Below are 12,718 nucleotides of genomic sequence, written 5' to 3'. Positions count from 1 at the left end.
GCCTCTCGGAGTCCTTGGGACGGGCGGTACCGGCTCGTGGTGACCGGCCCTGCCTTGGGCTGTCACCACGAGCCGGGTCGTCACGCCTGGGGCGTGAGAGAGAACCACTCACTGCCGACACCGGTGACGATCTCCATGGCCGCCCGATGCTGCGGAAGACCGGAGTCGCCATGGCTATGCGGTCGGTGGACGCGCATCTCTCGCACGGTGACGGGCTTGCCGTGGACGACGATCAGGTCACCGGGCTGCAGGTCCGGGTCGGAGGCGGGCTTGACGAGCTTGGCCAGCTCGGCCTCCGCCTGGTGGGCGCGGACCCAGTCGATCAGGTCGTCGAAGACGGTGTCGATCTCGCTGCGCTCCGAGTGGTGGCGCTCGAAGTAGTCCTTATCGGCGTCGTAGGCGACGGTGCCGCGCGCCGAGTCCAGCTTCTCGACGAGCTGGCTGATGTCGACGGTGCTGCCGGGCTTGGGGCGGTTCATCGGTACGTACTCCCTGCTGTGCGGGCCGGGGAAGCGCTGGAGTCTTCCCTCCTCGGTGGCCGCAGTGAACCGCTCCAGGCCGGTGAGCAGCGAGGATCCGCGAGTTCGTGCGGATGGCGGCGGCGGAGACCTGTGTCAGCCGCCGTACCGTCAGGACAGGGAGCGGATGAGCCGCTGGTCCATGGCGCCGCGGCCCGGGCTGTGGGTCCGGCTTGGAGTAGGCCGGACCAGAGACAAACCCTGCCGCGCCGGTGCTGGCAGCCGGCGTACGCAGCAGGCATGGGACGCTGCGGTCATCAGCGGGTCCGGTCGGGCAGGCGAGCGTGGCACCATGCGCAGCGAGTGGCACTCAGATGTCGGAGGGGCCAGTGTCGGCCGTTGCTGGTGCTTGGGCAGCGGCGAGTGACGCGCAGAACGTCAAGCGCTTCCATCGCGGGCCCCATCAGCCGACAGTTGTGGCTGAGCTCATGGCCCGGTAGGCCTGCGATCCGGCGGGCATGCTCGGCCAAGGTGTCGCGCTCACGCGGGACCAGAGCTAGCTCCTCCGTCATCGCCCGGACTAGATCAGCGGCAGACGTCTGCCCCAGCCTGTCCAGGTGCTCGGCCAAACCGAGGGGATCAAGCGCCGCGGTCACGCCGTCCGTCTCAGGGTCTTTGCGTTCCTGCGGACGTTCGGTCATCACAGGCGGCCTCTGGGGAACGGCGAACTCCTGCTCCGTGCGGCTCACGAGCCGCACCCCGGCCCGCAGCGGTGACGGCCAATGCCGCGCCACCACCCCCAGTACAGGCGTCCCACCCGCATCCTCACCGTCCGCGCAAGCCGAGCCGGGCCGTGGATGCCGAGAAGGAATTCCATCGTGACCCCGGCCTCCTCGGCGATACAGGCGAGGTCGGTCGTGCTGGGCGTGAGCGTGCCGTCGTACAAGGCCGGCAGCTCCTCATACTGGAGCGGGCGTCCTTGGGACGCTCGTTCGATGGCGAGAGCCCGAATCCGGTCGAGGATCGCCTCCTCGCTGCGGGCGACAGACGCGATGCGCTTCATGGGGTGTGGGTGTCTCCTTGACTCATGGCGGGCTGAGAGGTCCGAGGAGACCTGGTGCGGCCTGGGTACGTCACGCGCTGGCGAATCCTGGGTTCATGCAGCCGTACTAGGTCCACCGGCCCCGCCTCTGCGGGATCACTCGGCGTCGTCAGCCAGCCGCCACAGCGGACAGTCGGTGATCATCGGCGTGGCGGCTCCGACGGCACAGCCCTCGGGGACTTCTGGACAGTTGCAGTACGGATCACCCCAGCAGCCGCCCGCAGCCTCACCCGGCTCGTGGTGCTCGCACGTCTTGCAGGACCGCACCTCGGGATTGCTCCAGCAGCGGGCGACGTGCGCGGCGGCGGCGGGCTTCTTGGCCCAGGTACGGCGGCAGTGCGGGCACTGGTGGCGTACGACGGTGACCGGGAGGGTCACGGCAGTCGGAAGGCGGGCCGCTTGCAGTGCGGAGCGTTCCTCGTCGGCGGCCTCCAGTAGTACGCGGACGAGCCAGTCGACGTATGGGCTGGCGGTGAGCAGTGCAAGGAACGGCCTTCGGCCGGTAGGGGAGCCGTCGGTGTGGTCCACGGGGAAGCCTTCCTTCTCATGCGCGGACTGCTGCTTCATCGGCCTTGGCTGCCGTCGAGGCTGCTGAGGGCGATGGTTTGCGCCTGTACCAGCAGGGCGCGGCAGTCTTCGCCGCTGGAGCCGACAGTGATCGGAGCGCCAACTGCTGTGACCAGCTCCCACCCCTCACGGGTGGGCCGGAGGATCAAGCAGGGCTCGCGGCGAGCCCCGAAGCGCAGCTCGGTGCAGGGCGGTATGACCTGGATGTTCATGTCGGGGAGCATGCGGTCCGTGCGGGACGCTGGCCGTACGGCACTGCCTATGGAGTTGAAGGACCTGGCCAGGGCCGCGGTCCCTTCCTGCGTGGTCAGCGAGACGTTCCACGCGATGTTGCAGGTGCGGACGGGACGGCGAGGGTTGGTGGTCGGAGGGTGGTCGGGGCACCACAGCTGAGAAGAAAGGCTCTGGAGCCATGCGGTCATGACTTCCCGGGCGTACCGCTTGGAAGGGTGGTCGTGACCGCGTATCCACCAGCGAAGGACGCCGGCAAAGCCGTCCTCAGCCAGTGCGTCGGCTAGCTGCCGGTGAACAATCCGCTCCTCCAGCAGCTCGACTTCCGCCTGGCGGCGGCTCTTACGCTGCTCAGCGACGACCAGCCGAGCGCGAGCCGCCGCTAGCTCGTCCTCTAGCTCCTTCACGGTGTGCGCGGATGACTGAGACGCGTCGAGCCGCGCGACCTCGGCACCGATGCTCTCTACCAAGGTGCCGCGCAGTTCCTGGGGCACGTCGGGGCGGACGGCAATGAGGATGCGGACGCCGGGGCCGTTCAGCGTCTTGGAGAGCGGTTCCAGGCCGTCGGCGCCGAGAACGACGGACCACTGGGAGAGGTCGGGAGCGTTGTTGATCAGGTCGTAGATCTTCTGCTGCGCCTGGCGGAACTGCTCCTGGTTGAGCTCCGCCCAGCGGAGGTTGCCCTCCATCTGCTCGCCGACACCCATGAAGTCGGGATCCTGGGTGAGAGTGCCGCGCTGGCGGGCAGCCTCGGCGCGGAGGTCGTCATCGGTGTACGGGGCGGTGCTCATGTACGCCTTCCTTGAAGAGAGGCCGACGGTTGCTGCGGCCGTGGTCACTGAAGCCGACCGCAGCCGCAGCGTCGCCTGGCCGCGAATCTGGTCGGCCGGGTGCGGTCGGCGGCGGGGCAGCAGCAGCGGGTGCGGCCCTGTCGGCGCGGCACTGTGTCAGGGACGTTGGGTGGCCGCCGTGAGCCTGCTGCAGGGAACGGACAGCCGTCCCTGAGTGGGGGCAGGGCCGTGTGACACCTTGTGTCGCCTCGACAAGGAGACGTGGCCAGTCGACAGCCGCCGCGGTGAATTTGGGATTGCGTGCGGACGGTGGGCGCTCCAGGGCCCCGGACGTGGACTCTGGAGGACCTGGAGCGCCGAGTTGTAGAGGACTACAGCGAGGGCGTCGGGGCGGTGCCGTAGCGGCGGGCGAGCTTGTCGGTTACCTCGCGGGCGCACCGGACGGCGTCGGCCACTGCGTCGAGGTCGCCCGATGCGCCGTCGACCAGGGTGGCGAGGTAGTCGCCGGTGGCGTCGTGCAGGTGCGCGGACCAGGGTTCACGGTGCTCGGAGGCGGGGCGGTCGGCACGCTCGCCGGCGTACATCAGGACATGCGGGCCGTCATAGGCGGCATCCTCGTCGTCCGGGGCGCCGGGAAGTGCGGCCATGATCAGGAAGGTCATCCCTCCCTCAGTACCAGGGAAGGCGTAGCGGCCGACGGCAGCCAGAGCTGCGCGCAGCAGTTCGCCTTCGGTGGGCACGCTCTGGTGGGGCACTTCATTCATCGTGTCTCCGCTCCGCGGGTGGTGAGCGCCGGCGGAGCCTTGGTGCAGCGCCGGCAGGACGGCCGCAGTGAACAGGGCGGCTGCGGAAAGGGCGACGATCGGCGAATCCGCCGGCGGGCTGGTCTGCCGCGTGCAGGATCGGGGTCAGCTGGTGACGCTGCACCCCGACGTTCCACCAGTAGCCCGGGGGGAGAGCGCCGCGAAGGCGGCGGTGATCTCCCTTGGCGCGCTGGTGATGCGGATGTACGTCCCGACCGCCAGATGGCCGCAATAGGCCATGCGCCACATTCGTGAGACTGCTGCGGGCGGGTTACGCGATTCCGTTCTTGGAGACCGTGTAGCGGAAGCCGCAGGCCGAGATGATGACGAACTCGGTCCCGCGCGGCGAGGTGTACGGAACCCAGGTTGCGTCCTCGTCCCTCAACAGCCCGAGGGCATCCCTGAACACGACCTCCTGGGCCCAGGGCGGCATCTCCTCGAGCGGCTTGCCCTCCTCCGCGGTCCCAGAGGACGTGCGCCCGCACTGACGCTTTGCCGTGGAGAGGGCGGGTCCGGTCGTGGGAGCTGCGGCTCCGGTAGTCAGGGGGCTCATTCGGCGGCTTCCTGCTTCTGGGGGTCGGTAATGGGGGAGAGGAGGGCGCGCATTTCGCGCACGTAGTGGATGCGGTGGTCGTTCCACCGGTGCCGTGCCGCGACGTTCTTGAGCGTGTCGTCGTCCCAGCCGATGAGGACGGCCCACAGATAGGCGTCGTGCCGGTCGGCGGACCAGTCACGGGTGTCGCCGACGCCCGCGCGCATCATGTTGCAGACGGCGTTGACGGCCCGTGCGATCCCGCCGAAGGTATTCCGGTGCCAGTCCCAGGCCTTGTACATGGCCTGCGCCGCCTCGCGGGTCTCGGCTCGGTCGTGCTCGGTGTCCTCCAGGTCTTCGTAAAGCTCCGCCAGGCTGGCCTCCGTGTGCTCGTCCAGCGACAGCCGACCGGGTGTTTCAGCGAGCGCTACAGGCGCAGCGAGCTCCCCGGCTGCGAGCAGGAGGTGTTCCTCCCACAGCGGCCGCAGAAGACCACCGTAGCTCTGGGAGCGGGACATCCAGCCGCATGCGCAGGCCACCATCCAGCGGCCGTTGGGCACGTCGACGGTGCGGGGCAGGTGCTCGGTGACGACGCCGACATGATCGGGGCAGAGGGAGCCGGTCGAGGGACCACGGGTGACCTGACGCCAGCCGGCACCGGACCAGGAAGGACGGGATGGCTCCCGCCCGTCCATGCGGGCCGCCATGTCGAACTCCCGAAGACATCCCGGGTACAGGCACTGGCGGAGAGACGGCTGGTTGCGAAACGCCGTGGCCTCGGCGATGAGATCGGCTAGCTGCTCCTCAGTGAGCGTGGCCAGAGTCGGCTGGTCGGTCACGGGCTGTTCCTCTCAGAGTGTGCGGGTGACGTGATCAGCTAACTGGGAGCTGGGGATGCGGGCAGTAGTGCGGCGAATTTCCGTGCTGCCGCCACGGTTCTGCGCCCCCTGGCCGGGGGGCGCAGAACCGTGGCGTTATCGCGGTGATCGTCTGCTCCGGCGGGCCGTCACAGGCGCTCCGTCAGCGGTGGCATCTCCAGCGGGAAGACGCCCGTCCCCTGACCTATCAGCCACAGGGCGGGGGCCAGAGTGCGGCCCGAGGCGATCCGGGAGATGTGGTTCTGGGCGCGGTGGGTCTTCGGAACTCCTGCCGTGCGGGTGACGGCCAGGACCGTGCCGTCGGCCAGCACCGCCGTCAGACTGCGCTGCTGCCTGGCCCCGGGAGTGTCCTCGGTATCGACGCCTTCGATGACTTCACCTTGGTCGAGTGCCCACCGCTCGGCGAGGGCGAGCAGTCCTACGACCGCGCCCATCGAATCGGCCCGGGAGTCGGGACCCAGACCTGCGGAGTCGTCGAGCAGCGCCTGCCCGTACTCCTCCATGCGGCCCGGAAAGCCCGGCCCTCCGTCATGGGCCCAATCAGGGACGTCCATCTCCTCAACCGCGACGGCCTGGCTACCGGGCTGCGGGGCGATCATCTCCGGGTGCGGGAGGCGGATCTGCATCCAGGTGACAGGCAGGCTGCCCCAGGCGATGGACTCGTGAAAGTTGTGTTCGAGCACGACTAGGGCGTTTCCGATGGTGACGCGGGCGTCCTGACTCAGCAGTTGGCGGGCGTGGCTTCCGGTATTGATCAGGCGTGGCACGACAGTTGGTCCTCTCACAAGGTGCTTCAGGGTGTTGGAAAAAGCGCCGCCTACAGCGGGGGAGCGACAGAGGGACGAGCTTGGAAGGCGCCTGCGTGAGCCTGGCGCTGGAGGGGCGACGGGCTGGACTGTGCCGTGGTGCGCCGCTGGACGCTCGTGCCCGCGAATCGTGTAAGCGGACCGCAGTTGAAAGGAGTTCTACTCCGCGGGCTAAACCCGGGGAGTCTGAGGGCGCAGGACAGGACGAAGGGCGGTGCCCGGCCCCTGCCCCCACTCGCAGCGGGCGGCACCGCTTGTTCCCGCGGTCTGAGACCGGTGCCCGGCTACGCTCCCACCACCGGGTTCGGAGCCACATGGACGCTGACCTGCTGCGCCTCCTCACGGCCAGCGCGGTAGAGCGGAATCAGAGGCTCAGGAAACGTCCCGGAGGCATCGTCCTGGCGGAACTCGTCCGCCCCCTGGGCGAACGTGTGCTGCCCCTCCGTGGCAGGCACCTCGTCGCTCCACTGATCCCACGGCCACAGCCCTCCGATCAGGTAACGGCCGGCGGCGTCGGGCCGGATCACCTGAGTGCCGCCGGTTCCGTCGTGGTCGGCAGTCCACGTGAACTTGAGAGCGCCGCCCTCCTTGTCGAACTCTCCGCGCATTCCGCACCTGTCGCGGTGCAGGTCCGCCACGATCAGCTCGGCGGTCCTGCGGGTGAACAGGCGGGCGTCGTACGGGCCAGGAAGTGCTGAGACCGGCTGCGCGACGTACGGGCCGTAAGCGCTCGCCTCGACCGTGAGGAGTTCGACATCCGGCGCCAGGCCGTCAGCAGCGCCGGGGCGCATGGGTACAGCGGTCATGAGGGGCTCCTTGGCGTAGAGGGGATTGACTGCTGGTGCGAAGGCAACAACAGGCCGTACGGTGCGGCACTCAACGGCGAATCTGGAGCAGGTTACGGAGGGCGATCACCTGTGGCCACCGTCTCGAGTCGGTGGCCACAGGCCATGCGCGCGAGCAGGGCGACCCCAAGAGCGGACAGCGTCGTGGCTCTGGAGCCGCTCGCATCGCCGGCCCGCTTTCGGGCCATCGACGTCCTGCCTGGCCGCCCCATGAACGCCGTGGTCGCGCTGCGCGACGTGCAGCAGAATCGTGGGCCGCGGCAGGCGGCCGTCGATGCGTCATCGCGTCATCGTGTTGCCGCTGGGGTCCCTGTCGGCGCGACGCGGGCTGCTTCAGCTGAGGGCCCAGGGATGATCAAGCCGTGGCTTCAGGGCCCGCCGCCCTGAGTGCTGGCGGCTTCTTCGGCCCCGCGCTCCCGTTCGGTCGACGGCTCCGGTCCCGGGACCGCCAGGGCGCCCGGATACTGCTCGCGGAGGTAGGCAAGCAGGAACGGCAGCCACCCGCCTCGGCTCCGCTTGATCCCGAAGAGGTGACCGATGGTTGCCCCGAACACGGCAGCGGAGACGACGGGGGCCACGATGTCTGCGAACTGCTGGCAGATGCTCGTCCGTGAGCCCTCGGCGAGGGTCGCGTAGTCCTTGGGGAGGGTGACCAGCGCTGCTACCTGTTCGAGGGTGAACCGGCCGCCCTTGTGCCCGACATCCACCGACCGGATCCGCGAGGTGACACCGGGGATCACGCGGCCCATGATGAACGCGTTGCCCCCGCTGGTCTTGCGCGCACCTCGGGTGATCACCTGCAGCTCAGCGGGAAGCCCTGTCGCCTGGTCGGCGGTGATCGTGATCTCAGGTGCTACCGGTCCGGAGTTGTACCGCCCGAACGTCGCCATCATGAACGCCCGGCGGCGTGTCGAGGGTGACCCGTACGCGGCGGCGTCGATCTCTTCCCACGTCACCGAAACCGCCGCACCGAGTGCACTCTCCCCGGCGCAGTACAACTCTTCCTTGATCACGTCACGGATCTCTTGGGGCAGCTGGTTGGACTGCTCGAAGAGGATCGTGTGCAGCGGCGCCCCACCGTGCTTGAGTGCGAGGGCCCAGATCATCGGTTCGAGCATGAGCCCGGCCGTCTCGGCGCCGGGCAGGTTCTCGACGAGTGAGCGGATCTCGTCCCAGGTGGCGCCCGAGCGCGGACCGAAGTGGTCGTAGGCCTCCGGCCCGCACTCGCATTCCTCATCGGTGACGCACGTGCAACCCGGGCCGTCCACGATGTAGTTCCCAACGGCCGCCCCAGCCTGCTCGATGGCGTCGGCCAGAGCGGCCACGTTCTCAGGCAGCCGTCCAGCGCGCTTCCCGGCATTGGTGAAGTCGATACACGGCGAGGACCCGATCAGGATCTGGGTGTGCCGGAACACGAAGTGTTCGGGGTCGATGCTGCGCACGTCCGCGCAAATGGCGTGGCAGCCGGCCCGCGTCGCTGTGGCCGTGGCGTCGCGGCTTGCGTCTATGCACAGCATGTCGACCTTGACCCCGAGGATGCGGCGGATCCCGACGCACCAGCCCCCGCAGCCACCAAACAGGTTCACAGCTCTGGGCGCGTCGCCCTCGGCGGGGGCGAACAACCATCGCACCGGGCCTGGCCCGGCCAGCCTCACTAGGTCGGCGGTGTCCTCTTCGGACGGGTGCGCGGCGACGAAGTCGGCGTACGTCCAGCCGTCCAAGTCGTCGTACGTGAGCGGAGTCCGGCCCGAGGCGGCGAAGGTGTCCGGCACCCGCACCGGGCCACCCGGCTCCTGGGCCTGCGGGGCGGTAGCCCCGTCGTCGGGCTGCGGGGGCTGGGTGGGGTACACCCGGCCGTCAGCGCTGCGGTGGAGGGTTCCGGCCTCGATCAGCGGCAGCACCCGGGAGACGTTGACCTTGCGGCCGGCGTGGCGGAAGCCGTCACCGTTCTGCCACAGCAGGCCCGCCCCGGCCCACTCGATCACCTCGGCCTCCGTGCCCGGCTTGGCGGTCTGCACGAACTCGCGCGAGGCCCACAGCTCTGCCGGTTCCTCCGGCCCTTGGTCGGCCTGATCAAGCAGGGCGAGCGTCGTCGTGCCTGCCTGGATGGCGGCGGCCAGGTCGAGCTGGTACACCCCGTACCGCTCATTTACCGTCGTGCACAGCACGTGCCAGGTCTCGGCCGTAGCATCGGTGAGATTCGCGGCGGCCGCAGACAGCGCATTGCCAGCCGCTGGCGTGATCAGCTTCTCGACGCCGTTGACGTTGTAGGTACGCGTCACACGCCGGTCGCCCTTGCCGGTGCCCGCATCAAGGAGCGCCGAGGTGGCCCCGGGACGGTGACGGGTGACCACGTGGCCGATGTACGCGGCCGACAGCGTCGCGGCCGCCTCCGCGTCCAAACCGTCAGCGTTCAGCGCTTCCAGCACGGCCAGCTCGTCAACCGTGGGGGTGGCGGCCCGTTCGGCCGCGGCCTTCTCCTCCGCGGCGCGCAGCGCGGCGGCCCGCTCGTTGGCGGCCTGCTCCGCCTCTGCTGAGGCTTGGGCCTTCTCCTGCTCCCCGGGCCAGGTTTCTCCGGCGGACAGCCACCGGTAGCGGGAGCTCCTTACCGCGGCGGGCCGGGTGTCCTTCTCCGGCTCCGTGACTGCGTTGATGCGCATCGCGTTCGACCACAGACGAAGCGCGCGGTCTCCCTCGTCGGTGAGACCGAACGCGCGGGCCCCGGGGGCGATGGCGAGCACCTTCACGAACCCGGCTGCCCACAGGCGTGGAACCAGGGTCTTCCTGATCTTCTTGGAGACGTCGGCGCGGTCGGGGCTGATGTCGTAGGCGCTGAATCCGTCGGCAGTCTCGCGCACCTTGCCGTCACGTATCCACCCCAGCGTGCGCCACTGGTTGCGGGAGAAGTTCAGTGCTTGGGCAGCATCGATGTCCTCCGGCGTCATCACGTCGGCGTCTTCCCGGGCGTGCGCGTCCAGGTGGGCGCGGGCGGCGTCGGCGGCATCCTGCTCGGTGTCGTAGACGTAGGCAGCCGCGATGTCGGCGACCGCGTCACCGAACTTGTTCAGCCCCCTGGAGACAGGGCCATGCCGGTCGCACTCGGCCACCCACTGGGAGCCGATCAGGTCGAGAGCGACCGCCCGCGCGGGGGCGGGGGTGCTGTACGCCTCCCCGACCTTGGGCAGATCGTCGCCCGCGGCCGCCCGGCCCTGGCCGGTCTCCTTGGGCGTAGCGACGGCGGCACCGGGCGGCGTCCGTTCGGGAAACGTCTCGCCGCGCTCCGTGGCGTCGGCGTGGGCGCGAACGATGTCCCGGACGCTGGCCGCGTACGGCGCGTCGTTGATCACCGAGCAGACGTCGATGCGCGTGCCGTCCGGCGCGATGACCAGCCAGGGCCAGTCCTCGCCACCCTCCTTCGACACCACGTATACCGCTCCGCGGACCACCGCTTCCCAGATACTCGGGCTGACCCGCGTCACCGTGACGCGCCGCCTACCCGTGCCCATGACGATCTCCTGCGGACCGTGCTGCGACATGACGAGACCGTCATCGCGGCGGTCATCCTTCACCGCCTGCCGCTCCTCGGCCTCCTGCTCGCTCCGCGCCCATGCGGCCGCCTGCTCCTGCTTGGCCTGCGCATCCCGCTCCGCCTGCTCCGCCGCAAGACGCTCCCGCGTGGCCTCCATCTCCTTGGCCCACTGCTCGACCTGCCGCATCTGCGCGGCGCGGCGGCGCTCCTCCTCCTGTCCGTACGGCAGGGGAGTAAGACGCCGGGCCCGGTCCCTGGCCGACTGCTTGCTCGTCCGGCCGGTGTGGTGAACACGCACCCGCGCCCAGTAGGCGGCCCGGTGGTCTGCGTGCAGCAGGTCGGGGGCGGCGGTGCACCAACGGTGCGCGATGACGCCGTCGGGGGTGACCGTGACAGGACCGCGCCGGCCGCTGCGGGGGACCGCGATGTAGCCGCCGGACGCCAGCAGCTCGACCAGGGCGGCCCGTACCCGGCGTCCCTGACCCTCACGTCGGCGGACGATCCCGGACGTGTCCGCGTGCAGGTCTCCCGCGTACACGGCAGCCAGGACGTCGGCCAGCCCCGCGCACCAGCCCATACGCGGCAGTTCGGTTCGGGCGTTGCTCTCATCGAGCCACCGGTCCGCGCCGCTGTTCTCCATCTCTGAGTCAGCGGGTGCGGCAAGCGTGGTGCCAGCCGTTCGGCTGGCGTCGTGGGCCCGCTCCGGGGCGTTGGTGTCGTCCGGACCGTACGCGGCGTCAGCCGTCGAGAAGTCCGTCGTGGAAGCCACCGCTATGTGGGGGGACGTGCTTCCGAGGCGTTGCTCGGCGGTCTGGCCGGAGTCGGCCTCGCCGGAGCGCTCCTCATCCTTGGTAGTGGACGCGGCGTTGAGCCGGGCGGAGAAGGCGGCCCGGCTCGCCCGGACCGCGGCGACCAGGGCGGCCCGGTCGGCGCGCGCCTCAGCGGAAAGCGCGGCGGCCTCGTCCTGCGCCTTCTTGCTGCCGCCCCGCTCGCGCACAGCCGCGCGGGCTTCCCGCTTCGCACGCTCGTCACCGTCGGCCGCGCCCTGAGCTATGAGCGCATCGGCCAACGCCTTGGACGGCCACGGCGACCGCTCGCCGTTTTCCAGAGCCTGAGCGAGCATCTGCCCGCACAGCTCCGCCGCACGATCACCCCACTGCTGCCAGTGCAGAGCGCACGTCTTGGGATCGCCCTTGGCCAAGTCGCGGGCGAGGTCGACCACATCCCGCCCGGCGGACCGGTCGCCGCCGTGAGCGTCGTCCAGGATCCGGCGGGAGAGGCAGCGAGCGCAGGCGACGAACCGGCCGAGCTCGCAGTCCTGGTCGTCGACGACCGCCACCCAGTAGCGGGCGCCGGAACGCTTCGAGCTGCACTTGCCGACGTAAGGAGCGGACATCGCACAGTACGCGTCGATGTCGGCTTCCTTGTCGTCGTCGGCACAGAGGGAGACAACGCGGAGACGGGAGTTCGCCACACTTTCCAGGGCGGAGTTCCACACCTTCCACTCAGCCACGTAGCGCCGGTGGTCAGGCCCCTTGCGCGCCCAGTCCTCCCCCGTGCAGCCTTCGCGGCCGTCTGCGGCGGTCAGGTGCTCGAAGCCCCAGCGGGCCTCGGCGATCAGGCCCACGGCGCCGAAGCGGCGGATGAGGAACACACCGGGCTCGAGCTCCATACGCTCCGGCGTGCAACCGAACGCCGGAGCCTGTGCCGTGCGCTGCCCGTACTTGGCCCACAATGCGGCGAACCGGCTGCGGGTGGTGGAGTCGGTGCGGATCCGGGCGAGCACCTTGGCAAGAGGGCGGTCCTCGATGTTGGCGGCCCACCAGTACGACCCGTCAGCGTCGTGTCCTGCCTCCCACTGGCCCTCCTCCGGACGGCAGTAGGCGACAGGCCGGATCCGGAACGTGTGTCCGGCTGCGGTCGTCAGCACCCACCCAGGGGAAGGCTGTCGCCCGTCCAAGAACGACACAGCCGCGATCGACTCGCCTTCCTGCAGCGCAGCCGCGAGCTGACCGGCGGCAATGTTCCCGGCTGCAGGCTCGGGCAGTCCGGCATCGCCGTTGACGACGGACTTGTGCTGGCTGTCGACGGAGCTGCTGGGGACGGTGTTCACGGGATTCCTTCGTGGGCCGGGAGAGGCCACGCGGATGCGCGGCCGGGGCCACTGAAGCGGCGT

At 69.8% G+C, this 12,718-nt stretch carries 10 protein-coding genes; all 10 read right to left on the bottom strand.

Features of this window, described 5'->3' with window-relative positions:
* Positions 1–80: 80 nt before the first annotated feature.
* Positions 81–479 (bottom strand): hypothetical protein, encoded by a 399-nt coding sequence (locus tag ACWD3O_RS09305; RefSeq protein WP_351867204.1) that lies wholly within the window; start codon positions 477–479, stop codon positions 81–83.
* A 724-nt stretch (positions 480–1,203) separates the two neighbouring features.
* Positions 1,204–1,521 (bottom strand): hypothetical protein, encoded by a 318-nt coding sequence (locus ACWD3O_RS09300; protein ID WP_376620758.1) that lies wholly within the window; start codon positions 1,519–1,521, stop codon positions 1,204–1,206.
* Positions 1,522–1,656: 135 nt separating this feature from the next.
* Positions 1,657–2,088: a hypothetical protein gene (locus ACWD3O_RS09295; protein WP_451415406.1), complete on the bottom strand. Its 432-nt coding sequence runs from the start codon at positions 2,086–2,088 to the stop codon at positions 1,657–1,659.
* Positions 2,089–2,123: 35 nt separating this feature from the next.
* Positions 2,124–3,149 (bottom strand): hypothetical protein, encoded by a 1,026-nt coding sequence (locus ACWD3O_RS09290; protein WP_451415405.1) that lies wholly within the window; start codon positions 3,147–3,149, stop codon positions 2,124–2,126.
* A 371-nt stretch (positions 3,150–3,520) separates the two neighbouring features.
* Positions 3,521–3,913 carry a hypothetical protein gene (locus ACWD3O_RS09285; protein WP_450916225.1) on the bottom strand — a complete coding sequence of 131 codons (393 nt, stop codon included), beginning with the start codon at positions 3,911–3,913 and terminating at the stop codon, positions 3,521–3,523.
* Between the two features lie 310 nt (positions 3,914–4,223).
* A complete protein-coding gene (locus tag ACWD3O_RS09280) occupies positions 4,224–4,505 on the bottom strand; it encodes a hypothetical protein (RefSeq protein WP_451415404.1) in 282 nt (93 codons plus the stop codon).
* Positions 4,502–5,323, bottom strand: a complete 822-nt coding sequence (locus ACWD3O_RS09275; RefSeq protein ID WP_451415403.1) for a hypothetical protein — start codon at positions 5,321–5,323, stop codon at positions 4,502–4,504. Before ACWD3O_RS09275 ends, ACWD3O_RS09280 begins: the two co-directional genes overlap by 4 nt.
* A gap of 167 nt (positions 5,324–5,490) precedes the next feature.
* Positions 5,491–6,129, bottom strand: coding sequence for a hypothetical protein (locus tag ACWD3O_RS09270; protein ID WP_396318526.1), 639 nt, complete (start codon positions 6,127–6,129; stop codon positions 5,491–5,493).
* A gap of 323 nt (positions 6,130–6,452) precedes the next feature.
* Positions 6,453–6,974 carry a hypothetical protein gene (locus tag ACWD3O_RS09265; RefSeq protein ID WP_451415402.1) on the bottom strand — a complete coding sequence of 174 codons (522 nt, stop codon included), beginning with the start codon at positions 6,972–6,974 and terminating at the stop codon, positions 6,453–6,455.
* Between the two features lie 407 nt (positions 6,975–7,381).
* Complete coding sequence (locus tag ACWD3O_RS09260) at positions 7,382–12,655, bottom strand: hypothetical protein (RefSeq protein WP_451415401.1); 5,274 nt, start codon at positions 12,653–12,655, stop codon at positions 7,382–7,384.
* Positions 12,656–12,718 lie beyond the last annotated feature (63 nt).

The organism is Streptomyces sp. NPDC002640, assembly GCF_053592575.1.
Note: the sequence above shows the minus strand (reverse complement) of the source record. Positions and strands in the feature narration are given on the sequence as shown.

Coding starts and splice junctions, on each gene's coding strand:
- ACWD3O_RS09305 (WP_351867204.1), bottom strand. CDS start 479: ATGAACCGCCCCAAGCCCGGCAGCACCGTCGACATCAGCCAGCTCGTC.
- ACWD3O_RS09285 (WP_450916225.1), bottom strand. CDS start 3,913: ATGAATGAAGTGCCCCACCAGAGCGTGCCCACCGAAGGCGAACTGCTG.
- ACWD3O_RS09280 (WP_451415404.1), bottom strand. CDS start 4,505: ATGAGCCCCCTGACTACCGGAGCCGCAGCTCCCACGACCGGACCCGCC.
- ACWD3O_RS09300 (WP_376620758.1), bottom strand. CDS start 1,521: ATGAAGCGCATCGCGTCTGTCGCCCGCAGCGAGGAGGCGATCCTCGAC.
- ACWD3O_RS09265 (WP_451415402.1), bottom strand. CDS start 6,974: ATGACCGCTGTACCCATGCGCCCCGGCGCTGCTGACGGCCTGGCGCCG.
- ACWD3O_RS09290 (WP_451415405.1), bottom strand. CDS start 3,149: ATGAGCACCGCCCCGTACACCGATGACGACCTCCGCGCCGAGGCTGCC.